At 69.6% G+C, this 24,407-nt stretch carries 19 protein-coding genes; 12 read left to right on the forward strand and 7 right to left on the reverse strand.

The genetic code is table 11. The features are described 5' to 3' along the window. The first annotated feature begins 139 nt into the window (after positions 1-139). From OP79_RS25685 to OP79_RS25705, 5 genes are all read left to right on the forward strand, one after another. On the forward strand, positions 140-2,806 hold the full coding sequence (locus OP79_RS25685) for a protein kinase (protein ID WP_033323301.1): 2,667 nt from the start codon (positions 140-142) through the stop codon (positions 2,804-2,806). 228 nt (positions 2,807-3,034) lie between these two features. After that, positions 3,035-4,753: a serine/threonine-protein kinase gene (locus tag OP79_RS25690; RefSeq protein ID WP_033323251.1), complete on the forward strand. Its 1,719-nt coding sequence runs from the start codon at positions 3,035-3,037 to the stop codon at positions 4,751-4,753. Between the two features lie 135 nt (positions 4,754-4,888). After that, on the forward strand, positions 4,889-6,085 hold the full coding sequence (locus OP79_RS25695) for a serine/threonine-protein kinase (RefSeq protein WP_033323252.1): 1,197 nt from the start codon (positions 4,889-4,891) through the stop codon (positions 6,083-6,085). 114 nt (positions 6,086-6,199) lie between these two features. After that, positions 6,200-7,882 (forward strand): serine/threonine-protein kinase, encoded by a 1,683-nt coding sequence (locus OP79_RS25700; protein WP_033323253.1) that lies wholly within the window; start codon positions 6,200-6,202, stop codon positions 7,880-7,882. Between the two features lie 22 nt (positions 7,883-7,904). Continuing rightward, on the forward strand, positions 7,905-9,554 hold the full coding sequence (locus OP79_RS25705) for a serine/threonine-protein kinase (protein ID WP_033323254.1): 1,650 nt from the start codon (positions 7,905-7,907) through the stop codon (positions 9,552-9,554). A 15-nt stretch (positions 9,555-9,569) separates the two neighbouring features. Here the strand turns inward: OP79_RS25705 and OP79_RS25710 are convergent, their stop codons facing one another. Together OP79_RS25710 and OP79_RS25715 are read right to left on the reverse strand one after the other, a co-directional pair. Further along, a complete protein-coding gene (locus tag OP79_RS25710; RefSeq protein ID WP_033323255.1) occupies positions 9,570-9,758 on the reverse strand; it encodes a DUF397 domain-containing protein in 189 nt (62 codons plus the stop codon). Positions 9,759-9,769: 11 nt separating this feature from the next. Beyond that, positions 9,770-10,624, reverse strand: a complete 855-nt coding sequence (locus OP79_RS25715; RefSeq protein ID WP_033323302.1) for a helix-turn-helix domain-containing protein — start codon at positions 10,622-10,624, stop codon at positions 9,770-9,772. A 241-nt stretch (positions 10,625-10,865) separates the two neighbouring features. Between OP79_RS25715 and OP79_RS25720 the strand changes: the two genes are divergently transcribed. The 4 genes from OP79_RS25720 (at position 10,866) to OP79_RS25735 (ending at position 15,702) form a co-directional block, all read left to right on the forward strand. Next, positions 10,866-11,345: an ATP-binding protein gene (locus OP79_RS25720; RefSeq protein ID WP_033323256.1), complete on the forward strand. Its 480-nt coding sequence runs from the start codon at positions 10,866-10,868 to the stop codon at positions 11,343-11,345. 91 nt (positions 11,346-11,436) lie between these two features. After that, a complete protein-coding gene (locus OP79_RS25725) occupies positions 11,437-12,054 on the forward strand; it encodes a Uma2 family endonuclease (protein ID WP_106972476.1) in 618 nt (205 codons plus the stop codon). A 177-nt stretch (positions 12,055-12,231) separates the two neighbouring features. After that, positions 12,232-13,845: a succinic semialdehyde dehydrogenase gene (locus OP79_RS25730; protein ID WP_033323259.1), complete on the forward strand. Its 1,614-nt coding sequence runs from the start codon at positions 12,232-12,234 to the stop codon at positions 13,843-13,845. Positions 13,846-13,896: 51 nt separating this feature from the next. Beyond that, positions 13,897-15,702 carry a GMC family oxidoreductase N-terminal domain-containing protein gene (locus OP79_RS25735; protein ID WP_051744917.1) on the forward strand — a complete coding sequence of 602 codons (1,806 nt, stop codon included), beginning with the start codon at positions 13,897-13,899 and terminating at the stop codon, positions 15,700-15,702. Positions 15,703-15,807: 105 nt separating this feature from the next. Here the strand turns inward: OP79_RS25735 and OP79_RS25740 are convergent, their stop codons facing one another. Continuing rightward, positions 15,808-16,821, reverse strand: a complete 1,014-nt coding sequence (locus OP79_RS25740; protein WP_245685445.1) for an LAETG motif-containing sortase-dependent surface protein — start codon at positions 16,819-16,821, stop codon at positions 15,808-15,810. 241 nt (positions 16,822-17,062) lie between these two features. On the opposite strand from OP79_RS25740, the gene OP79_RS25745 reads away from it, so the two are divergent. Continuing rightward, entirely contained in the window at positions 17,063-18,211 is a 1,149-nt protein-coding gene (locus OP79_RS25745) for a hypothetical protein (RefSeq protein WP_033323261.1), read from the forward strand. A 612-nt stretch (positions 18,212-18,823) separates the two neighbouring features. On the opposite strand, the gene OP79_RS25750 is transcribed toward OP79_RS25745, so the two are convergent. Next, positions 18,824-19,108 carry a chorismate mutase gene (locus OP79_RS25750; protein ID WP_033323263.1) on the reverse strand — a complete coding sequence of 95 codons (285 nt, stop codon included), beginning with the start codon at positions 19,106-19,108 and terminating at the stop codon, positions 18,824-18,826. Between the two features lie 426 nt (positions 19,109-19,534). Here OP79_RS25750 and guaA point away from each other — a divergent pair, with 426 nt between their 5' ends. Continuing rightward, a complete protein-coding gene (gene guaA / locus OP79_RS25755; RefSeq protein WP_033323264.1) occupies positions 19,535-21,109 on the forward strand; it encodes a glutamine-hydrolyzing GMP synthase in 1,575 nt (524 codons plus the stop codon). Positions 21,110-21,143: 34 nt separating this feature from the next. Here guaA and OP79_RS25760 read toward each other — a convergent pair whose 3' ends face one another. Both OP79_RS25760 and OP79_RS25765 read right to left on the reverse strand, forming a co-directional pair. Next, positions 21,144-21,674, reverse strand: a complete 531-nt coding sequence (locus tag OP79_RS25760; RefSeq protein ID WP_033323266.1) for a pyridoxamine 5'-phosphate oxidase family protein — start codon at positions 21,672-21,674, stop codon at positions 21,144-21,146. A gap of 85 nt (positions 21,675-21,759) precedes the next feature. After that, complete coding sequence (locus OP79_RS25765; protein WP_033323267.1) at positions 21,760-22,326, reverse strand: hypothetical protein; 567 nt, start codon at positions 22,324-22,326, stop codon at positions 21,760-21,762. Between the two features lie 195 nt (positions 22,327-22,521). On the opposite strand from OP79_RS25765, the gene OP79_RS25770 reads away from it, so the two are divergent. Beyond that, the gene (locus OP79_RS25770) at positions 22,522-23,316 is read left to right on the forward strand and encodes a class II aldolase/adducin family protein (protein WP_033323268.1); all 795 of its coding nucleotides are present in this window, start codon (positions 22,522-22,524) and stop codon (positions 23,314-23,316) included. Positions 23,317-23,410: 94 nt separating this feature from the next. On the opposite strand, the gene OP79_RS25775 is transcribed toward OP79_RS25770, so the two are convergent. Further along, positions 23,411-24,316, reverse strand: a complete 906-nt coding sequence (locus tag OP79_RS25775) for a DUF4429 domain-containing protein (protein ID WP_033323269.1) — start codon at positions 24,314-24,316, stop codon at positions 23,411-23,413. Positions 24,317-24,407: the final 91 nt, after the last annotated feature.

Below are 24,407 nucleotides of genomic sequence, written 5' to 3' on the forward strand. Positions count from 1 at the left end.
TGAGATCTCGCATCCCCTCACTGCGGGTTGCCTCCGGCACGTATCGTGAGTGGTTGCGGACCGTACGCAGCCGGATATGCGGCCACAACGGGACGCATGACGAACGGATTTGACCGACCGGGCGCCCGGGGGAGGCATCGTGGACGACTATGCGGGACGGGTACTCGCCGACCGCTACCGCCTGCCGCTGCCGCCCTCGGACGAGTACGAACTCGCCGAGAGCCGGGCCTTCGACACCTACAGCGGGCAGGAAGTGCTGGTCAGGCAGGTGCCGTTGCCCGAGGTCGTCGAGGCGGAGGTGATCGACGCCGACGGCCTGCCCGACGGATTCGTGGCGCGGGACGGCGGGGCGCGGCGGTCGGCCGCGCGGCCCACGCGGCGACCCACCGAGCCCGCCGTGCGCCGGGCGATCGAGGCCGCGCAGGCGGCGGCGCAGATACCCGACCATCCCCGGCTCGACCAGGTCTTCGACGTGTTCGCCGAGGGCGGGTCGCTGTGGATAGTGAGCGAGTTGGTGCCCGCCCGGCCGCTCGCGGCGCTGCTCGCGGAGCGCCCGCTGAGTCCGTACCGGGCCGCCGAGGTCGCCGCCGACGTGCTGACCGCGTTGCGGGTGCTGCATGCGCACGGCTGGGTCCACCGGAACATCACCGTGCGTACGGTGCTGGTCTGCGACGACGGCCGGGTGATGCTCACGGGGCTCGCGGCCGGGGCGGCCGAGGAGGCGCTGTGCGGGTACGACCCGGTGCCGGTTGCGGAGGGTGACGGAGGCGAGGGCCCCGAGGGGGCCGATTCCGGTTCCGCTTCCGGAACGGCCGTCGGCCCGGCGGGTTCGCCGGGGCCTTACGGTCAGCCCGGTCAGGCGGGTGGCCCAGGCCACTACGGCGCGCCCCCTGTGCCCAGTACGCGTGCCCCCGGTGACGACCGGTCCGCCGTAGAGGCGGCGCCCGGCGGCAATGGAGCCGTGGCGCCCATGGCGCAGCCGCCGGTCGCGGGGCGGCGGGAGTTGGAGCCGAGCAACGACGTGCGGGCGGCCCGGGCCGGAGCCATCGCGGCCTATCGCGCCGGTGCGCGGGCCGCGGCGCGTGTGCACGAGGAGCAGCGGGACGGACAGCACGGACAGCACGCGGCGTTGCCCGCCCCGCGGCCCCGCCCCGCCGAGGGGGACGCCCAGGCCGGGCAGACCTCCGCGTACGGCACGGAGCACACTCCACCGCCCGGCCAGATCGCCGACCCGTACGGAGTGGGCCGGTCGAACCCCTGGCACGGCGCCGTACCGCGCGCCGGCGCCCCCGCGCTCCCCGGCAACGCGAACGGAGCCGGAACGGGCATACCGGGCAACGGAATGGGCGCATCGGGCACAGGAACCGACGTACCGGGAAACGGAGTCGGCCCCGAGTCAAGCGGCGTACCCACCCAGCCCTCCGACCACCACACCAACGACCCCCACGCTCCCGACCACCACACCTCCTCCGGGCCCACCCGCTGGACCCACCTCGTCCCCGAACGCACCCCCCACCGAGGCCCCACCACCGCCCTCGCCGCCGAGCGCGCCCGCCAGGCCCGTATGGCGGTCGTGGGACCGGTCACCGAGCGGTGGGCGCCCGAGCAGGCCGGGCCGGTGCACGAGAACTGGCAGCTGGCGGCGCCGATCGGGCCCGCGACCGACCTGTGGGCGCTGGGCGCGCTGCTCTTCCGGGCCGTGCAGGGGCATGCGCCGTATCCGGAGGAGAACACCGCCGAGCTCGTGCAGCTGGTGTGTGCGGAGCCGCCCGCCTTCGCGGAGGAGTGCGGGCCGCTGAGGCCGGTCGTGGAGTCGCTGTTGCGTCAGGACCCCACCGAGCGGCTGGACTTCGAGGAACTGCGCGGCTGGCTGCGTTCGCTCGTACGGTCGGCGCCCGAGCCGGAGGCGGGGACGCATATCGTGGCGGCGCCGCCGGTGGACGCCAGGCGCCTGCCCGTCGTACGCCGCCGGGGCGAGCTCGTCCGCAAGCGTCGTGCCGGCTTGCCCGACCGGCATGCCCGCCACAAGCGGCAGGAGAAGGCGCCGAAGCCCCGCCGTCTCGGCCGCACCCTGCTGGTGCTGATCCTGCTGGCGCTGGCCGCGGCCGTGGCGTACGCCGTGGTCTTCATGCCCAAGGCGGGGCCGGATGCGAACGGCGGTGCGCAGACCGGAGCCGCCGGAGACGTCGCCCCCGCCCCCGAGCACTCGTCCGACACCGACCCGAACCCCGGCACGGACGGGAACGCGGGCACGGATCCGCAGCCCGACAACACGCCGAGCGGGACGCCCAGCAGGGAGAACAGCCCCAGCCAGTCGTCCAGTTCCAGCACCCAGACCACCGGTCCCGACCTCCCGCAGGGCTTCACCCTGCGTAAGGACTCCGAGGGCTTCAGTGTCGCGGTCGCCAACGGCTGGGACCGCACGCCCAAGAACGGCAACGGGCAAGTCGTCTACTCCCAGGGCAACTTCGAGCTGCTGATCGTGCCCGGGCGCGACACCGCCAGTGAATACGGCGACGATCCGATGACGTACCAGCGGGAGGAGGAGCGGGAGTTGCAGCCGTTCCGCGACTCGACCTGGGCCACGTCCAGCGGGATGCGGCGGATCGACGTGGGCGGACGGACCATGGCCGAGGGCCAGTTCACCTGGCAGAACGCCGAGGGACGCGAGATCTACGTACGCAATCTGGCGATCCTCGTCGATGGCCGTTACCACGTGGTGCAGCTGCGCGGTCCGGAGGCGGAGCGGGACGAGGTGTCGCGGCTGTACGAGCAGGCGTCGGCCACCTATCAGATCACCGGTTGACGCATCTGCCAGGTCACCGATCGACGGCCGGATCGCCCCACCGACTGCTTCACCGATCGACCCCGCCGGACCCGCTGTTCCCGCAGCTCCTGTAGTCCCTTGCTCACCCACAGGGCACGATCGTCACAGTGCAGTACCGAGTGTCCCCGCCGGTTCCCTTGTTCGATGGCCGGTCCCTAATCTGAACCTGTCAAGGACTATGCGGGGAAACGTGAAAACGTGAATCAGATGCAGGGCCTGCTCCTCTCGGACCGTTACCGGCTCGTCGACTCCATCGGGAGCGGCGGAATGGGCCGGGTGTGGCGCGCGCATGACGAGGTGTTGCACCGCGCCGTCGCGATCAAGGAGCTGACGGCCGCGCTGTACGTGTCCGAGAGCGATCAGGCCGTACTGCTCGCCCGTACCCGGGCCGAGGCGCGCGCTGCCGCGCGGATCAACCACTCGGCCGTCGTCACCGTGCACGACGTGCTGGAGCACGACGGTCGGCCGTGGATCGTGATGGAGTTGGTCGAGGGCCACTCGCTCGCCGACGCGGTCAAGGACTCGGGGCGCGTCGAGCCCCGGGAGGCGGCACGGATCGGGCTGTGGGTGCTGCGTGCGCTGCGGGCCGCGCACTCGGCGGGCGTACTGCATCGTGACATCAAGCCCGGCAACGTACTCCTGTCCCGGGACGGCCGTGTCCTGCTCACCGACTTCGGGATCGCCCAGGTCGAGGGAGACACGACGATCACGCGGACCGGCGAGGTCGTCGGCTCGGTCGACTATCTTCCGCCCGAGCGCATCCGCGGCCATGACCCCGGCCCCGCCTCCGACCTGTGGGCGCTCGGCGCCACGCTTTATACGGCGGTCGACGGCAGGTCGCCGTTCCGGCGGACCACGCCGCTGACCACCATGCAGGCGGTGGTCGAAGAGGAGCCGGGCGAGCCGGAGCATGCGGGCCCGCTCGCGCCCGTGATCGCGGCGCTGCTGCAGAAGGATCCGGCCGATCGGCCCGATGCGGCTCAGGCCGAGCAGATGCTCGCCGAGGTCGCGGAGGGGCGCGGGCCGAACGAGGCCGAGGCCCATGTACCGACGGTGGACCTGCCGAACGCCCCGACCATCAGCGGTACTTACGGCTCCCATGGCGGACCGGCGCCCGATCCGGCTGCCGCCACCTTGGATCACCCGGCGAACCACGTCCCGAACCACCAGGCGCACCATCCGACGCCCCCCGTCTCGCCGCACCACGCCCCGCCGAACCAGCCGCCGTTCGGTCCGGCGGCCGGCCCGCGAGGCCGTCGCCGTGGCCGCACGATCGCCCTCGTGGTGGTCATCGCCGCGCTCGTCGGCGGAGGAGGTGCCGCGGCGATGAAGTACGCGGGCGAGTGGGGGCAGCAGCCAGGCGCATCGCCCTCGTCCTCGTCCTCGCCCTCCTCCTCCGCAACGTCGCCAACGCCCTCGCCGGAGGAGGGGAAGGAGACGCCGTCGGGCGGCGTCCCGGACAGCTGGGTGCGGGTCGACGACCCCAGGGGGTTCAGCCTCGCCCTGCCCAGCAAGGCGTGGCAGCGGAAGGAGGTGGACCAGTTCCAGGTCGACTACACGCCCGACGGTGGCAAGAGCTTCCTCCGTATCGCCGTCGACGACCAGCCGGACTTCCCCACACCGTACGAGCACCTGCTCGACCTGGAACAGCAGTTGCAGCGGCTGAGCGACTACCAGCAGGTCAGCCTGGAGGAGAACGTGTACCGCGATTGCCCCGGCGCCCGGTGGGATTTCACCTGGACGGCGATGCCGAAGGACGGGGCGTTCCCCGGTCCGCGCCGGGCCGTCGAGCAGATGTATCTCAGCCGTGACGGCGTCGAGTATGCGATCTATATGTCGGCGCCTGCGGCGGACTGGGAGCAGACGCGCCGTCAGTTCGACCACATGCTGCAGGGCTGGCGGCCCAGTGCGGACACGGCGGGCTGAGCCCGAACCCACCCGAGCGTTGCCGCTGGAGTCACCCCCCGTCGCACCCCGTCGGCCCCAGCGCACCGTCGTCCTTCGGCCACCCGGCCTCCGGCGCCCCTAACAGGCGCTCACCTGTGGGGCATGATGGGGCGCATGGGGACCGAGAGGGAGAACCTCCGTGTCATCGCGGGTCGTTACCGACTGGAATCCAGACTCGGCCGGGGCGGCATGGGCGTCGTATGGCGGGCCAGTGACCTGTTGCTCGGCCGGCAGGTGGCGGTCAAGGAGCTCTCCGTGGACCCGTCGCTCCCGGCGGAGGAGTCCCGCTCGCAACGTGAGCGCACGCTGCGGGAGGCGCGGGCCGTCGCGCAGCTCGAGCATCCGAACATCATCGTGGTGCACGACGTGGTCGAGGACGACGAACGCCCGTACATGGTCATGGAGTTGATCGAGGGCAGCTCGCTCGCCGACCGGATCTCAAGCGACGGGCCCCTCGACGCCACCGAGGCCGCGCGGATGGGTATCGCCCTGCTCGGCGCGCTGCGCAGGGCGCATGGCGCGGGCGTGCTGCACCGTGATCTCAAGCCCGCGAACGTCCTCGTCTCCGACGAAGGCCGCGTCGTGCTCACCGACTTCGGGATCGCCCGGGTCGAGGGCGCGACGACGCTCACCGAGAACGGGTCGTTCGTCGGCTCGCCCGAGTACACCGCGCCCGAGCGCATGTCCGGGGCCAGGACAGGACCCGAGTCCGACCTGTGGTCGCTCGGCGCACTGCTGTGCACGGCGCTGAGCGGCGAATCGCCGTTCCATCGCGACTCGTTGGGCGGCATTCTGCACGCGGTGGTCTCCGCCGAGATCCATCCGCCGGACGAGGCCGCGCCGATCCTTCCCGTCGTACGAGGGCTTCTGGAGCGGGATCCCGACCGGCGGCTCGGTTCGGCTCAGGCGGAGCGGATGCTGCGGGCGTTTCTCGATACGGGCCGTACACCACCGGCGCCGCCAGGGCCCGCGCCGACGCGGCGGGACGTACCGGAACGGCAGCCGGTAACCGCGCCGCCCCGAATCCCCTCGCCCGCGCGGCCGTTGCCGTTGCCGCTGTCGGCCCGGAGGGCGCTGATCGCGGCCGCGCTGGTCGCCGCGATGGCGGGGGCGGGTGTGTCGGCCGCCGCGTTGCTGATGAGAGGGGGCGGGGACAACGACCGTACGCCGCCGCCCACGAGCTCGGCGCCTCGAACGAGCCCCGGTACGAGTCCGCCGACGAGCCCCACGCCCACGGTGACCGTCACGCGCTCGCCGACGTCCACCGTGGACGCGACTCCGTCGCCGGACCGGCCGCCCAGGATCCCGTAACCGGCCGCCCAGAATCCCGTAAAGGGAACATAAGGAACGTCGTGCGTCACGGGTGTGTGACCGGTAGGCATAAGGGGTGGAAGCTCGCCATCTGGCGCGATATGGATGGTTCTTATGAACAGCAACGGGGGAGCCCCTTACGGGTCGAACGAGCCAACCAGTTTCGATCTGCAACCGCCGCACTCAAGTGTGCCCGGACCGCCGCCCGGCGCACCGCAGCCCGCCGGAGTCCCGTACCCGGGCAACCCGTACGCGGCGCCCACTCGGGTGGTGCCCGAACAGCAGGTGCCGCAGACGCAGCAGATGCAACAGGAACCTGGCGTTGGACGCCTGATCGTCGGCCGTTACCGGCTGCTGAGCAAGCTCGGCCATGGCGGCATGGGCACCGTATGGCGGGCCAAGGACGAGACGGTGGACCGTGAGGTCGCCGTCAAGGAGCCCCGCGTACCGGATCATCTTCCCGAACGCGAACGCTCCAACGCCTTTGAGCGCATGCGTCGTGAGGCGCGCGCCGCGGCCCGGCTCGATCACCCGGCTGTCGTGAATGTCCATGATGTGGCGGTGGTGGACGGCCAGCCGTGGATCGTGATGGAGCTGGTGCAGGGACGTTCGCTCGGCGCCGCGCTGCAGGAGGGCACCCTCGGGGTGCGCGAGGCGGCGAAGATCGGCCTCGACGTCCTCGGCGCGCTGGAGGCCGCGCACGCCGCGGGCATCCTGCACCGCGACGTCAAGCCCGACAACGTCCTGCTCGGCGGGCACGGCCGCGTCGTCCTCACCGACTTCGGCATCGCCCAGATCGAGGGCGAGACGAACCTGACGGACACCGGCGGCTTCGTCGGCTCACCCGAATTCATCGCGCCCGAGCGGGTGTTGGGGCAGCGGCCGGGCCCCGCCTCCGACCTGTGGTCGCTCGGCGTCGTCCTGTACGCGGCCACGGAGGGCATCTCACCGTTCCGCCGCACCAACACGCCCGCGACCCTCCAGTCCGTCCTCAACGCCACGCCGGCCGCAGCGAACGCGGCCAAGGGCCCCCTCGCCGACGCCATCAACGCCCTCCTGAACAAGGACCCGGCCCGCCGCCCGAACGCCGCCCAGGTCCGCCGGCTCCTGGAACAGGCCGCCCAGCCGCCCCAGGAGACCAAGGTCCTCCAACGTGCGACGCCCGGCGGCAAGTCGGTCCGTATCGGCCGCAAGGGGTGGATCGGGATCGCCGCGGGGCTCGTCGTGGTGACAGGGGTCACCGCGTTCCTGCAGATGGGCAATCCGTTCGCGGGGCCGTTGCCGGACGACTGGAAGCAGCAGGACCTGCCGAAGCTCCGTGCGAGCGTCGGCGTGCCCGCCGACTTCGTGAGGGACAAGCCCGTCGACGGCTCGGACGGCACCGTGGTCTCGTTCTCCGACCCGAGCGGCGGTGTCTGGATCAGCGTGGACCTCGACCGGAAGGCCGACGACACGAACGGTGAGATCCCCGACTCGGCCTCGGCCAAGGCGTTCGCCGACTGGGCCACGTACAAGGACGGCGAGTACGGGTCCGGTATGGCCGACACCCCCGCTCCGAAGGGTGAACCGAAGGAGGCCACGTACAAGGAGAAGAAGGCCGCCGAGAACACCGTCGTCTACACCAACACGGACACACAGATCCCGCGTCTGCGCGAGGCCAGGATCTTCTACTACAAGGCCGGGAACGGTGATATGTACCGGCTCTGGATCGACTATCCGGCCAAGGGGTACTTCACCGACGAGGGCCGCGAGATCGCGAAGACCGCCATCGCCAGTCTCGACATCGACAAGCTCTGAGGCCACACGATACTGATGGTGCATGACAACTGACGTGGGTCGGCTGATCGGTGGCCGCTACCGGTTGACCGAGCGCATCGGTTCTGGCGGCATGGGCACCGTATGGCGGGCCTGGGACGAACTGGTGGGGCGCGAAGTCGCCGTCAAGCAGCCGCGGTTACCCGGGGATCCCGAGGACGATGCCCACCAGCGCGCCGCCAACCGCCTCTACCGCGAGGCGCGGGCCGCCGCGCGGGTCGACCATCCCGCGGCCGTCGCCATCCATGACGTGGTCGTCGAGGACGGACTGCCGTGGATCGTCATGGAGTTGATCCGGGGCGAGTCGTTGGACGACGTACTGCGACGCGGCCCCCTCAAGCCGGCCGACACCGCGCGCATCGGGTTTGCGGTCGTCGGCGCGCTGCACGCCGCGCACTCCGTCGGGATCGTGCACCGGGACGTGAAGCCCGCCAACGTCCTGCTCGGCGGGCACGGCCGCGTCGTCCTCACCGACTTCGGCATCGCGCACATCCAGGGCGAGGAATCCCTCACCGCCAGCGGCGAGTTCGTCGGCTCGCTCGAGTTCATCGCGCCCGAGCGCATGTCGGGCCAGGGCGCCGGAGCCGCCTCCGACCTCTGGTCCCTGGGCGTTCTGCTGTACGCCGCCGTCGAGGGCTGGTCCCCCTTCCGCCGTACGACCGTGGAGTCCACGCTCGCCGCGATCCTGTCCGACGAGCCGCCGCAGCCGCGGCAGGCCGGGGACCTCGCCCCGTTGATCACCCAGCTGCTGGCCAAGGACCCCGGGCAGCGACCGGACGTCGCGAAGATCGCAGCGGTGCTGGAGGCGGTCGCCGAGGGCTGGACCGTCCCCGTCGTCACCGACACCCCCCGAGAGCCCCAACCCCCCTCCACAACACCGGAGTTCGCGGGCTACACCGAGACGGTACGGTCCGGACTGCCGTCGCCGTACACGGCAAGAACCGAGACGGCCGGATCCCCGCCCGCCTCACCCGCACAGTCCCCGACGGAGCCCGACCATCGCTCCGTACGCCGACGGCGCCTCAGCCTTCGTCTCCTCGCCGCCTGCGTCGCCGGTGCCGTCCTTCTCACCGGCGGCATATGGCTCGGGATCTCCTTCCGGGGCGGTGACCCGAGGGCGGAGGCGCAGAGCCGTGGCGACGCCACCCCCTCGGCCTCCGCCTCCCCCTCGTCCCCGACCGTGAACGGCTGGACCATCCACACGGAGCGGGCCCTGGACGCCATCCTGTCCGTACCGGCCGGCACTCCGCTGGTCGACCGCAACGACTCCGGTGCGGACCGCCGCAACCCCTCCCGCACGGTGATCTACGGCGACAAGACCGTCCAGCTCCGGCTGACCCGCGAGGAAGCCGTCCCCACGCCCATGAACGCCTGGGCGGATGAGGCCACCCTCGCCTACGCCGACGACTTCGCGAAAACGCTGTCCGAACCCACCACGTTCCATGGCTACGAGGCGAGGCTCCTCGACACCGAGTACGAGGTGAAGGAGGAGAAGTACCGGGTCATGCAGCTGCTGATCACTACGGACGCCAACGAGTACTACGAGCTACGCGTGGACATGCCGAAGGGCACGAAGGACGAGAAACGGGGCGCCTCGTTGTTCGAGGGTGCCCGCGATCGCCTCAAGGTCGGCAGGTCGATGGTGGGCCAGTGATCTGGGCTCGTCTCTCTACCCAAGGGGCGACGGGGTCCGCAGCGTGGCTATCAGTGCGCGGAGTTGGCGTGGGCCGGTGGTGAGGATGGTCTCCGGGGTGTCGCTTTCGCGGAGGAGGATCGTTCCGATGGGGGTGGTGGTCACGTACACGCAGGCGGAGGCCTCCTGGCTGTACGTGGACTTCTGCCAGCGAGGTTCGGGCACGGCGGGCTCCTTCAGAGATCTCGGGCGAGGTGGGCGATGAAGTCGCGGGACTTGGCCTGGGGGAGTGCGGCTTGCTCCATGCGGTCCAGGACCAGGTGGTAGCGCTCCAGTTGGGCTGGGGAGTCGATGAGTTCGGCGCCGTGGTCGGTGTCGAGCTGGACGGTGTCGAGCTGGCGGACCGGGCCGTGGAAATAGTCGACGCCCTGGCCGGAGGTGTGGAACGGGCCGCTGTCGAACGGGATGACGGCGATGGTGACGTGGTCGAGTTCGCCCACTTCGTTGAGATGGTCGAGCTGGGCCCTGACCGTGCTGCGGTCCCCGAAGCGCATACGTAGAGCGGCTTCGTGAATGATCGCCGTGTACGGCGGGGGCTGTTCGCGGTGCAGGATCTCCTGGCGCTTGATGCGGTGCGACACGCGGTGCTCGACCTCGTGCGGCTTCAGTGGGGGCACGGTGTGGCTGAACAGGGCCCGGGCGTGATCCGTGGTCTGCAGCAGGCCGGGGATGTTGATGACGTGTGCCACGCGTAGGGCGGTGGCGTGGTGTTCAACCTCGGTGAGATCCAGCATGCGAGGCGAGAGGATGTCGCGGTACTCCTCCCACCAGCCGCGTCGACGCTCGCCGGTCATCGCTGCGAGGGCGTCGATCAGCGGCTCGTCGGTGCAGTCGTAGTGACGGGCAAGCGTGCGCACGCGCTCGCCGCTGACGCCGTAACGCCCCGCCTCGATGTTGCTCACGCGTGACTGTGTGGCGCTCAGTAGCTCCGCGGCCTGTGTGGCGGACAGGCCCGCGCGCTCGCGCAGCCTCCGCAGTTCGATGCCCAGTCGCCGGCGCCGGGCGGTGAGGAGGGGGGCTGGCTGCGGCATCAGCTGCGACTTCCCGTTCGTACGTATGGCGCGTGGGTCACCCACACGAAGGCAACAGGGACTACATTCCCTGTGATTCATGGAATGTAGTCCATGGCCCGGTCTACGGTGAGTCCCGAGCCGCTCAACTGGCCCCGCCGGTAAGCCGGAAGCGCACCGCGTTGCCCGTACGCACGCGACAAGCCACCGCCCGGCCGGAGTCATCGAGCGATCCCAAGTTCCCCCACCGCAGGAGGCGTTCATGGTCACCGTATCCCCGCCGAAGTCCGAAGCGTCCGCATCTTGGGCGTACGCCCTCCAGTTGCCCCACAACCGACTCGCCCCGCGCATCGCCCGCGTTACCCTGCGAGCCGTCCTCTCCGGGCATGGACTGACGCAACTCATCGACACCGCCGAGCTGTTGACCTCGGAACTCGTCACCAACGCCTACCGGTACTCCACCGGCCCCGCGACCCTCCGGCTCCGCGGCCTCGCCGACGCCCGCCTTCGCATGAGCGTCTGGGACACCAACCCGCACATCCCCCCGCCCTTCGACCAGAAGCCAGGGCCGCTGCGACCCGTCCGGGCTGATGCCGACGGTGGACGCGGACTGTTCCTCGTATGCCACTACGCCGACACGTGGGGTGGGTTCCCGCTCGCGGCCGACCCCTTCGGGTGCGGCGGGAAGCTGTTGTGGTGCGAGATCGGGCCGCAGGCCGGCGATGGCGTTGCCGCAGCGTGACGGCGGTGGACGGAGGGCAGCAGGGCCTCTCCGGCGCTATCGTGGGGCGAGTGACACGCTCTGTAGTCAACGGAGGACCGCGGTGACCATCATGACCGAGCGCCCTGCGGCCATAGAGACTCCTCCGACCGGAGCCTTCGAGGACATGCTCCGGATCGTCGAGGAACTGGACACACCTGAGGGCTACAAGGCCGAACTCATCCGGGGGAAGATCGTCGTGTCGCCGTGGTCGAAGCTGCGCTACAAGAAGGTGATGAAGTCGCTGCGACTCCAGCTCGAGCCCCATGCGCCGGAGGGGCACGACGTTGATGTGGCGCCGTTCCTCTTCACTTTTCCCGGTTCCGAGCGCGGTTTCGGCCCCGACCTGCATGTCGCCGACGAATACGCCTTCGACGCCGAAGGCCGTCACGCCGACGGTGCGGCACTCTCCCTCGTCGCCGAGCTGACCTCCGCGTCGACCAAGGACGCCGACTGGCTCGACAAGCTGGACACGTACGGACGCGTCGTTCCCGTGTGCCTGGTGCTCGACATGCAGGTGGGCGAGATCACGGCGTTCTGGGATCCGTCACCGAAGGGCTACCGGTCGCAGACGACGGTCCCCTTTGGTGCGTCCCTGCATGTTCCTCCGCCCTTCGACTTCGACCTCGACACCTCGGGGTTCACGGTCGGCACGCAGGAGGACGGGGCAGGCGAGGGCGTGCAGGGCTGAGGGTAACGAGGGGCGGCCGAAACCCGCCGCCCCTCGCAGCACCGGGCTACGTCGACGACTACGCAACGCGCTGATCAGGACGTTTACTGCCAGCGCCCACTGGCGCGATGTGTGCACCCCGTGAAGTCGGTTACCACCGGGTACCAAAAGTTCTCGCCCAGGAATACGCTGCCCCGCATGACGGACACGCAGGCCCCGGCAAAGACCGGCACGAACCCCCTCGCCCCCGCCCCCGAGGGCGCCCGCACAGCCGCCGACGTGGTCACGCCGGAGCTGGTCGCTCAGCTCACGAAGGGCGTGGCGGGGTCGGGGCGTACCGCCAACCACACGCCGTTCACCGGTGAGAAGCTGGCCGATCTGCCCGAGTCCAGCCCCGAGGACGTACGGAAGGCCTTCGAGCAGGCCCGTGCGGCCCAGTCCGTCTGGGCGCAGGTGCCCGTGCGGCAGCGTGCCGCCGTACTTCTCCGCTTCCACGACCTGGTGCTGGAACGTCAGGCCGAAGTCCTCGACCTCGTACAGCTGGAGACCGGCAAGGCCCGCCTCCACGCGCACGAAGAGGTGCAGGCGGTGGCGGTGGCCGCCCGGCACTACGGCCGCAAGGCTTCCTCGTACCTCGGGCCCAAGCGGCACACCGGCGCCGTGCCGACCCTCACCAAGGTCACCGAACTGCGCCAGCCGCGCGGCGTCGTCGGGCAGATAGCGCCCTGGAACTACCCCCTGGAGCTGTCGGTCGGCGACGCGCTGCCCGCCCTCGTCGCGGGCAACGCGGTCGTGATGAAGCCCGACACGGAGACCTGCCTGACGGCGCTGTGGGCCCGTGACCTGCTGATCGAGGCGGGGCTGCCGATCGAGGTGTTCCAGGTCGTCATCGGCGACGGCCCGGTCATCGGCCCGGAGATCGTCCGGCACGCCGACTACGTCTCCTTCACCGGCTCGACCCTCACGGGCCGCGAGGTCGCCAAGGGCGCCGCGGCCCGGCTGATCGGCGCCTCTCTCGAACTCGGCGGCAAGAACGCCATGCTGGTCCTCGAGGACGCCGACATCGACAAGGCGGCGGCCGGCGCGGTGCGCGCCTGCTTCTCCTCCGCGGGCCAACTGTGCGTCTCCATCGAGCGGTTGTACGTCCACGAGTCGGTCGCCGACACCTTCGTGGAGCGGTTCGCGGCGCGCACCAAGGCGATGCGGCTCGGCACGTCCCTCGCGTACGGCGCCGAGATGGGCTCGCTGGCCGGTGAACGCCAGCTCCAGGCCGTCACCCGGCATGTCGACGAGGCCGTCGCCAAGGGCGCCAAGCTGGTCGCCGGTGGTGTGGCCCGTCCGGACATCGGCCCGTACTTCTTCGAGCCCACCATCCTCGACGGCGTCGAGGCGCCGATGGCCGTCTGCAACGAGGAGACCTTCGGCCCGGTCGTCTCCGTCTACCGCTTCAAGGACGAGGACGAGGCGATCGAGCAGGCCAACTCCACGTCGTACGGCCTGAATGCGGCGGTCTGGACGAAGGACGGCCGCCGCGGCGCCAGGATCGCCGCCCGGCTGCGTACCGGGACGGTCAACATCAACGAGGGCTACGCGGCCGCGTACGGCAGCCTCCAGTCGCCGATGGGCGGCATGAAGGACTCCGGTCTCGGCCGCCGCCACGGCTCCGAGGGCATCCTCAAGTACACCGAGGCGCAGACGATCGCCCACCAGCGGCTGCTGCCGCTGGCGCCGTCGTTCGGGATGGACGACGAGAAGTACGCGCAGTTCATGAGCCGGAGCCTGCGGGTGATGAAGGCGCTGCGCTTCCGCTAGGAGTCACCGGTTCGCGAATGGTTCTCGAATGGTTCTCAACGAGGAGAGCACGTGTCACAGGAGAACTCTGTCCAAGAGCGGGACGACGAGGCGTACGACTATGACGTCATCGTCGTCGGTTCAGGCTTCGGAGGCTCGGTCACAGCCCTGCGCCTGACCGAAAAGGGCTACCGTGTCGGGGTGCTGGAGGCGGGCCGCCGCTTCACACCCGGCACGCTGCCCAAGAACTCCTGGGACCTCAGGAACTACCTCTGGGCGCCGAAACTCGGCATGTACGGCATCCAGCGCATCCACCTCCTGGGCAATGTCATGGTGCTGGCGGGCGCGGGCGTCGGCGGCGGTTCACTCAACTATGCCAACACCCTCTACGTACCGCCGAAGCCCTTCTTCGAGGACCCGCAGTGGAAGGACATCACCGACTGGCAGGAGGAGTTGAAGCCGTACTACGACCAGGCGCGGCGGATGCTCGGCGTACGGCTCAACCCGACGATGACGCCGTCCGACGTCCACCTCAAGGCGGCGGCCGAGCGGATGGGCGTGGGCGACACCTTCCATCTGGCGCCGGTCGGCGTCTTCTTCGGTGACGGTGAAGACGCCGACGGGAGGGCGAAGGCCGGGCCCGGACAGCAGGTCGACGACCCGTACTTCGGCGGCGTGGGCCCCGCCCGCAAGGCGTGCACCGAGTGCGGGGAGTGCATGACCGGCTGTCGGCACGGCGCGAAGAACTCCCTCGTCGAGAACTACCTGCACCTCGCCGAGAAGGCGGGCGCGGTCGTCCACCCGATGACGACGGTCGTGTCCGTCACCGACGACTCGCAGGGCGGGTACGCCGTCGCCACCCTCCCGACCGACCGGAAGCGCAAGGGCGAGGGACGGGTCTTCAGGGCCCGCCGGGTCGTCCTCGCGGCCGGTACGTACGGCACGCAGACCCTGCTGCACCGGATGAAGGAGGGCGGCCAGCTCCCGTACCTCTCCGGCAGGCTGGGCGATCTGACCCGTACCAACTCCGAGGCCCTGGTCGGCGCGCAGACCGTCGACCGGCGCTATCGCAAGGTCACCGGCGAGGCGAAGGCCGACTTCACGCGCGGGGTCGCGATCACGTCCTCGATCCACCCCGACGCGAACACTCATATCGAGCCGGTCCGTTACGGCAAGGGTTCGAACTCGATGGGGGGTCTGTCCATCGTCCAAGTCCCGTACGCGGAAGGGTCGTCGAGGGTCCTCGGCTTTCTGTCCCACGCGGCCCGGCATCCGCTGCTCGTGCTCCGCTCGCTGTCCAACCGCCGCTGGTCGGAGCGGACGATCATCGGGCTCGTCATGCAGTCCCTCGACAACTCCCTGACGACGTATCTGAAGCCGAAGGGCGCGGGTAAGGGCCTGTTGACGGCTCGTCAGGGGCACGGAGCGCCCAACCCCAAGCAGATCAGGGCGGCTTCGGAGGCGGCCTCGGCGATCGCCGCGGAGATCAACGGCTTCGCGGGCAGCAATGTGGGCGAGCTGATCGGTACGCCGCTGACGGCCCACTTCCTGGGCGGCTGCCCGATCGGCGCCTCGCCCGACGAGGGTGTCATCGACCCGTACCACCGGCTGTACGGGCACCCGGGCATCTCGGTCGTCGACGGCGCCGCGGTCTCCGCGAACCTCGGCGTCAACCCGTCGCTGACCATCACCGCCCAGGCCGAACGCGCGATGTCGTACTGGCCCAACAAGGGCGAGGCGGATCCGCGTCCGGCGCCGGGAGCCGTGTACGAACGCCTGAAGCCGGTCGAACCCCGCTCGCCCGTCGTCCCGGCGGACGCCTTCGGCGCGCTGAGGCTGCCGTTCCTGGGGATGCCGGCGGTGCCGCCGAAGACGTGAAGGCACGACAGGCAGGAAACGAAGAGAAGGACCTGCGCCCCCCTCCGAGTGCAGGTCCTTCTCTTCTTGCGTGAAGCGTTACGCCTTACGCGTCAGTGCCGAGCGTTACGCGTCGGCACCGGTCTTGCGGCGGCGCACGACGAACACCGCGCCCGCACCGGCGACGAGGGCGACACCGCCGGCGAGGCCGATCATCGGCAGGGCGGAGCTGGAACCGGTCTCGGCGAGGTTGCCGGTCGGCAGCTCGGCGACGGCGCCCTGCGGCTTCTTCACGGAGTCCTTGGGCTTCTTGTCGCTCGGCGTGGCCGTGCCCGGGTTCTCGTTGCTGCTGCCCGACTTCAGGACCTCGAAGTCGTACTGGGCCCAGCCCTCGGCGATGCAGTCCTGGTCCTCGATGTTGTCGAGGTAGGCGCCCGAGCCGAAGGAGTAGGCGTCACCGGCCGGGGCCTTGGCATCGATGCTGACGCGCAGGTCGACCTTCTCGCTGGCCTTCGGCTTCAGGGACTCGACGAAGAAGAAGTAGTCACCGGCGTAGCCGGACTCGTCCCGGATGGTTTCCCACTTGCCCGACTCGGGGTTCTTGAACTGGAGGTTGACGTACGGGCTCAGCCACTTGGACTCGTCGATCTCGAAGTTCTCGACCTCGGCGTAGAAGGCGACGCCGTCGATCTCGGCCTTCGAGTCGTTGGTGACGACCAGCTCGAAGCCGTGGAAGCCGCTGCCCGCGACGATCTTGCCGGGCAGGCCCTTGAGGTCCGCGGAGACCTTGGCGTCGGCGAAGTTCTCGTCGAGTTCCTCGCAGAACGGGACCTCCTCGTCGACCGGCGGCTCGTTCGGGTCGGGCTCCTCGGTGGGCTTCGCGGGGTCGGTCTCGTCGTCGGTCGGCTCGTCCGTGGGGATGTCGTCGGCGGGCGGATCCGTCGGTTCGGTGGTCGAGTCCGTCGGCTCGCTCGTCGGCGTCGTCGGCTCCGTGGTGGTCGTCGTGCTCGGATCGCCTGTGGCGAACGCGGCGGGCGCAGACAGCAGCGTGAGCGGGGCTATGACAGCCGTCGCGGCCGCAACGGCCAGGGCACGGCGAAGCTTCATCAAGACCTCGGTGAGTCCGGTGTACCGCAGCATCGCGGTACGAAAGTGAGTGGATGCCTGCCGCGTACGAGACGCGGTGTGACTGTTGGTTCCGCAAGTGAGACTTGGGAAGCCTGTGAATGGTTGTGCTTGATTTCACAGGATTCTTATGTGGGCTGAGTCACACACGTGAACTCCGTACTCGACTTGTGAACTCCCTTGATCGCGGCTTAGAACGGATCCTCGTCTGCCCATCGGGGGTGGGCAGTTGAGCAGGGGGAGAGGCGCGAGCGCCGTGGCCGAAAAGCCGTCCGGGGAACCCAGGGGCTCCGAGGACCCCAAGGACTTCGCAGACGACGTGTGGGAGAAGTTCGTACGGGACAGTGAGCTGGGCATCGGCACCTCCGACGCACCCAAGGAGCCCTCCGCGCGAGCCCGCATGGTGACGGAGCGGCTGCGTCAGCAGGACGCGCGGGGTGAGGTGCCGCCGGGCTGGCGCACCGGTCCCGACCTGCAGGGGATGGGAGGGCGGCCCGCCCGGCGCCGCAAGATCTGGGCGATCATCGGCGTACCGGTGGTGCTCGTCCTCGCCCTGGTCGCGATGAAGCCGTCCCTGCTGCCCGGCGACCCGTTCGGTACGGGCGGTACGGGCGCGGAATCCGCGGCCCCGCTGCCCGAGGAGACCGCGCCCCCGTCCACGGCCCCCTCGGCCGCACCCGGAACGCCCACACTGGACCAGCCGTTCGCCGGATCTCCGGCCGCCCGGTACGCCGACGGGGCCACCGGAATCGTGCTGCCGGAGGCGAAGCCGGTCGGCTCGTTCGGCAAGGACGAGGTGGACCGGGCCCTGAAGCAGACCAAGGCCCTGCTCGTCGACGCGAACCTCGACCGGAAGACCCTGCTCGGTGGCACTCCGGAGACCGTGTTCGGCATCCTCGACCTCAAGCAGCCCCAGATGCTCTCCGACGTGCGGTCCTGGCTGCGCAAGCCGGACAAGGAGAACGATCCGCTGCTGCTGTTCAGCCGGTTCGACAAGGACGAGGTGCGGCTCGTAGGCGATGTGGTCAAGACCCATGGTCGTATGACCTTCGAACCGGGTGAGGACGGGTCCGTCGTCGTCCACGCCGACTACACCTTCGTCTACGCGGTGGCGCCGGCCGACCCGGACTCCACGGAGGTGGCCCGCGTCATCATGCGCCGCATCCTTGAGACGGAACTCTCCGATCCGGCGCGCGTCCAGGTCACCCCGGGCAAACTGGCGGTCGCCCGCTTCGAGCAGGATCTCGCCAACTCCGCCTGCGACGTCCACGACGGCTACATTCACCCGCAGTTCGACTCGGACATCAACCAGGGGCCTGCGCCGACAGGGCCTACGGTCGACCCGTACGACCGCAGCCGCGACATCCGGAACTCCGACACGTGCGGCACGGTCTCGCGGACCTGAGGACCACATATCCAGGCAGGCGAAGGGCCCCGCGGCGGGGGGATCCGCGGGGCCCTTCCCGGTCAGCACCGACGTCAGGGCAGCGCCGGTGCCTGCGGAGCGGCGCCGGGGGGAGCGCCGCTGGTTCGGTGGTGGTTCTGGTGTCCGCCGGTCTGCGCCCCGGAGCGCTTGGGGAGCGTCAGTGGTGTAGACCTTTGGCAGTCGGTGGAGGTATTGCGGTTGTCTGCGCTGGGACTCGGGTGGGCTGTTCGATTTGGGGCTGCTCTACGCATCGTGCTCGATGGGCGAAGGCCTTCGCAACCATTTCGACCGCCCTCGCACAGATTCGGCGGGTCGGCTCCGGGCGTCCCCGGAGCCGGCCTTCTCATGCTGTGACCAGGCTGCTGTCCCCTGCCGTCCGGTCACATCCACTGGAGCGAAGTGCCACAACGCACGTCCGTACGTCTCATCGCTCCAGCGGAGCCCCACGCGTGGTTTCTTCGGGCCCGCCCCTGGCTGGCACGGACACCGACACCAACGAAGCGCGTCGCGACGCGGTCACGCGTCTTGCGGGAACGGGCCATGGGTACGTGCGTACACGGAACTCAGATGCGGGAACCCGGAGGCGGGGCCTCAGATGCGGCCCCGGCACAGCTCCAGCAACGTCATCGCCAGCGACGTACCGGGCTTGCCCAGCGCCTCCCTGTAATGGCCGAGGACCTCCATCTCCCGCGACAGGTTCACCCGCCGGCCGCCGGACGCGATCCGCTCCTCCTGGATCACGGCGGACACGGCCATGCGTTCCTGCACGAGACCGATGATCCGGTCGTCGATCGCGTCGATACGCTCGCGCGCACCGGTGATCACGTCGGCCGCCTCGTCGGTACGGGCGCCGGTCTTGTCGAGTACGTCAGTCATGTCAGGTTCCTCTGCTTCGAGTCTTCGAGTCGTCGAGCGAGGCCCTGGAGCGGCAAGGTCCGGAAACGTCAGGCGCCCCGGACCTTGTCGGCCCGGGGCGCCTGGTAAGTCGCTTGTCACTAGCTCAAGCAGCACGACCATGGCAGCCGGGGGGCCGGTTGCCATAGGTAAAGACGAAGGTCTTGTGCGTGAGCATGGGGCCAGTATGCACGCACGAGGGTGGACGCTCCAAGCTGGGGCAGCATCAAGCAGCCCGTCGTGGGGGTCCCCCCGCTCGAGCGAAGCCGAGAGTGGGGGAGTTTGAGGACGAGGCCGTCCAGGCCGATAGGGGGTCTGGGGGCGGAGCCCCCAGTGACGGCGCCACCACCACCGGGCTCCCGGCTAAACTCGGGCACACAGCCCTGCTCAACCGCCGGAAGGCAACCCGTGCCAGAAGCGAACCCCACCGCCCCCGACACCGTCCTGGTCGTCGACTTCGGTGCGCAGTACGCCCAGCTCATCGCCCGACGGGTCCGCGAGGCCCGGGTCTACAGCGAGATCGTGCCGAGCACCATGCCGGTCCAGGACATGCTCGCCAAGAACCCGGCGGCGATCATCCTCTCCGGCGGCCCCTCGTCGGTGTACGCGGAGGGCGCTCCCCGCCTGGACCGCGAGCTCTTCGAAGCCGGCGTCCCCGTCTTCGGCATGTGCTACGGCTTCCAGCTGATGGCGACGACCCTCGGCGGCACGGTCGACAACACGGGCGCCCGCGAGTACGGCCGTACGCCCCTGCACGTCTCCAAGTCGGGCTCCACCCTCTTCGAGGGCACCCCCGACGAGCAGTCGGTGTGGATGTCCCACGGCGACGCGTGCAGCGCCGCACCCGAGGGCTTCGCCGTCACCGCCTCCACGGACGTCGTCCCGGTGGCCGCCTTCGAGAACGACGAGAAGAAGCTGTACGGCGTCCAGTACCACCCGGAGGTCATGCACACCACGCACGGCCAGCAGGTGCTCGAGCACTTCCTGTATCGGGGCGCGGGACTCACCCCCTCCTGGACGACGGGCAATGTCATCGAGGAGCAGGTCGCGGCCATCCGCGAGCAGGTCGGTACGAAGCGCGCCATCTGCGGGCTCTCCGGCGGCGTGGACTCCGCCGTCGCTGCCGCCCTCGTACAGAAGGCCATCGGCTCGCAACTGACCTGCGTGTACGTCGACCACGGTCTGATGCGCAAGGGCGAGACCGAGCAGGTCGAGAAGGACTTCGTCGCGGCCACCGGTGTGCAGCTGAAGGTCGTCGACGCCGAGGAGCGCTTCCTCAAGGCGCTCGCCGGGGTCAGCGACCCCGAGGAGAAGCGGAAGATCATCGGACGCGAGTTCATCCGGGTCTTCGAGCAGGCGCAGGCCGAGATCATCGCGGACGCGGGCCCCGAGGTCGCCTTCCTCGTGCAGGGCACCCTCTACCCGGACGTGGTCGAGTCCGGCGGCGGCACCGGCACGGCCAACATCAAGTCCCACCACAATGTGGGCGGGCTGCCGGAAGACCTCGAGTTCCAGCTGATCGAGCCGCTGCGCAAGCTCTTCAAGGACGAGGTCCGGATGGTCGGCCAGGAGCTGGGTCTGCCGGACGAGATCGTCCAGCGCCAGCCGTTCCCGGGCCCGGGCCTCGGCATCCGTATCGTCGGCGAGGTGACGAAGGAGCGTCTGGACCTCCTCCGTGAGGCCGACGCCATCGCTCGTGAGGAGCTGACCGCGGCCGGCCTCGACCGCGACATCTGGCAGTGCCCGGTCGTGCTGCTCGCGGACGTACGCAGCGTCGGCGTCCAGGGCGACGGCCGGACGTACGGCCATCCGATCGTGCTTCGCCCGGTGTCGAGCGAGGACGCCATGACCGCCGACTGGTCGCGACTGCCGTACGACGTCCTTGCGAAGATCTCGACCCGGATCACGAACGAGGTCGCGGACGTCAACCGTGTCGTCCTCGACGTGACGAGCAAGCCGCCGGGCACGATCGAGTGGGAGTGACGCTCCGGAGTCTGTGGCTCACTCGGTCTGTGGCTCACTCGCGCTTGACGGAGCGCACGGGTTGGCCGGGCTTCCAGATCTGCACGACCAGGTACGCGTTGTCCTCGACGTAGGTGCGTACGACCTCCGTCAGCTCGGTGCGGAAGAGGTGGAACGACTCCGGCGACTCCGGCTGTTCCACCTCTTCCGTCTTTCCCGTCTTTCCTGTGTACAGCGCCACCGTCTCGGGCTCGGTGACCTCGACGGCCCGTCCCGAGATCCGTACGTCGCCGCCCGCCATCTCCGTCCCGGACCCCGGGTTCGCCTGGAGCGCGAAGCGCGGATCGCGGCGCAGGTCCAGTGCCTTGAGCGAGTTCGGCATCATGCCGAGCCACAACTCGCCGTTCCGGAAACGGACTTCGAGCCCGGAGGTGCGGGGCGACCCGTCCTTGCGGAGGGTCGCGAGGACGTGGTGCGTGCTGTGTTTTGCGGGGGACACCCCCGCACCCCCGCCGCCGAAGCGTTCCTCGGCCGTCTTGGCGAAGTCGGGTTCGGCGGTCGTGAAGGCAGCCCAGTTCGACGTCATACGAGTCATACGACGAGTCTCGCGTCGATACCCGACATCTTCTGGCGTCTTTGAAGAGCGGTTGAGGCGATGCGCCTCGGAGGGCTCAGAGCAGCCCGTGTGCCCGCAGCCGCCGCGCCAGCCGGTCCTTGCGTACGTCCTCCCTGAGCAGGAGGACCGTGAACACCATGCCCATCGCGGCGCTCGCGCAGAGCGACGCCCTCCATCCCACGGGGATCAGCAGCAGTGCCATCAGTACCGCGCTGGCGCTCATGAAGACGGCCTTGCGGCGCCAGTCCGGGTCGTCGTCCAGGGAGTCGTACTCGATCCGGGCCTTGAGGAGCTCGACCGCGGGCGCCGCGTCCGGCAGGGGCTTGAGGGTGCCGGGGCGCATGCCCGGCGTGCCGCCTGCCGCCAGGCGGCTGAGTGTCGCCGTGCTCCGCTGGCGCGCCTCGGGGCGGGTGTCGCGGATCAGGCGGACCTGGAGCGTCTGGCCGTTCCTGCTGCTCTCCCCGTACCGGAATCCGTACTGGACGGCGATGTAGGTGAGCGCGGCGAGTCTGCCCGGTGAGCCGGCGGTGTCGTTCAGCACGACGACGTCACGGGTCGCGATCTGGTGGAGCATCTCGGCGACGCGGCACTCGGTTCTGTTCATGCCCTCGGTTCTGTTCATGCCTCCCCTCATCCCTCCGCCCTTTCTTTTTCTTTATGATTCAACTGAAGAGTTGGTCCTACTCTCCCAGACACGCAGACAATCGACCCCACACAACGGTTGTGCACTCTCTTCACGAACATCTCTGTTCTCCTGCGCTGACTGACGGTAACTTCCGGGCTGCAAACAAGTCCGTACCTCTGGGCTGGAGGACATATGCACGGGCCCACACCGCCCCTGCCCCGACCCACCGAGCAACTGCGCTTCGCCATGCCGCCGATGCACGAGTCGCTCGACGATGAGCGGCGCCATCGCAAGGAGCGGCTCGCGGGGGCGTTGCGGATCTTCGGGCGGCTCGGCTTCGAGGACGGGGTCTCCGGCCATATCACCGCGCGCGACCCGGAGTTCAGCGACTGCTTCTGGGTCAACCCGTTCGGGATGCCCTTCAAACATGTCACCGTCGGCGATCTTGTCATGGCCAACGGAGAGGGGCAGGTGATCGAGGGGCGCTATCACGTGAACCAGGCGGCGTTCACCGTGCACACCCAGGTGCACGCCGCCCGCCCGGACGTCGTCGCCGTCGCCCACTGCCACTCGGTGCACGGGCGCGCCCTGGCCGCGCTCGGCGAACTGCTCGATCCGATCACGCAGGAAAGCTGTGCCTTCTATGAAGATCACGCTCTCTACGACGCATATACCGGCGTCGCCGTGGATGCCGAGGAAGGGCGGCGGATCGCCACCGCGCTCGGCTCCCGCAAGGCGCTGGTGCTGCGCAACCACGGACTGCTGACCGTCGGCGACTCGGTCGACGCGGCGGCCTGGTGGTTCGTGTCCATGGAACGCTCCAGCCAGGTCCAGCTCACCGCCCGCGCGGCGGGCCGGCCCGTGCTCATCGACCACCGGCAGGCGGTGGCGACACGTGAGCAACTCGGCGGGGATCTGGTGGCGTGGATCAACTATCAACCGATGTGGCAGGACATCAGCCGGAGTGAGCCGGATCTGTTGTCGTGACGGTTCGGGTTCCGGGGCCGTTCTGGTGAGTTGCGGTACATCCCTGTGCGCCTGGTACATCCTGGTGCGTCCTGATGCTCAGAATCCGCGGAGTTCAGAATCCGCGGAGTACGGCGGCCTTCGTCGCCGCGAACTCCTCGTCCGTCAGCACGCCCTCGCGGTGCAGTTCGCCCAACTCCCGCAACCGGCGCAGGAGTACGTCGTGATTCTCGGGCTGCGGCTCGGGCGGTACCGCATCCCTGGCCGTCAACGGGAGGCGGGGCGCGTCGGCGGGAAGATACTCGCCGGTGCGAGTGGACGGATGGGGAAGACGGGCTGTGACCGCGGTGGCGACCAGCGCCGTGAGCAGGTCGCGGCGGGCGCTGCCCCACAGGTCGAGGGCGAAGGGGTCCTTCTCGGGCGGGAGTTTCGAGAACGCCGTCTCGCGGGTCACGAAGCGCAGAAATCCGTCCTCGTAACCGGAGTTGGGCAGCCACTCCACCTGGACGAGATCCGGTACCTCGATGATGCGCGGACCCGTCGCGCGCTTCACCCGGTCCGAGGTGTCGCTCCAGTCGATCCGGACCTGGGCTCCGTCGAACGACACCGTGCCGTCGCTGGAGCGCACGGACACCGGCACGGGCGGGCCCGGCAGAAGGTACTCCTTCGCGGGTTCCTTGGGGATCTGGTCGAGGAGCAGCGCACGGCGTATCTCCTCGGCGACGTACTCGGCGACGCCCGAGCGGTCGAGGTCCACCGTCAGCCGGTACGGGTCCGCCGCGTCGGGAAGCCGGCCACCGGTCGCCTGGAGCAGCGGGTCGGCGCCCTCGCGAAGTCTCAGACGCAGCCGGCCGCGCTTGCGTTCGGGCTCGTAGACGACACTGGCGACCGCTTCGAGCGGCACGGCGATCTCTCCGTACGTCTGCCGGAACAGCGGTACGGAGCGGTGGAGCCCCGGCGTGATCCGGACCGTGTTGCCGTCGAAGGCCCAGGTCCCGTCGCGCTGGATGATCTCGGCCATACGGAAATTCTCGCAGCCGGGTCAACATGGGGCCTGTCTCTTATACACATCTCCGAGCCCACGAGACCTCTCTACATCTCGTATGCCGTCT

This window comes from Streptomyces yerevanensis (assembly GCF_000716805.1).
Lineage (GTDB): Bacteria > Actinomycetota > Actinomycetes > Streptomycetales > Streptomycetaceae > Streptomyces > Streptomyces flaveus.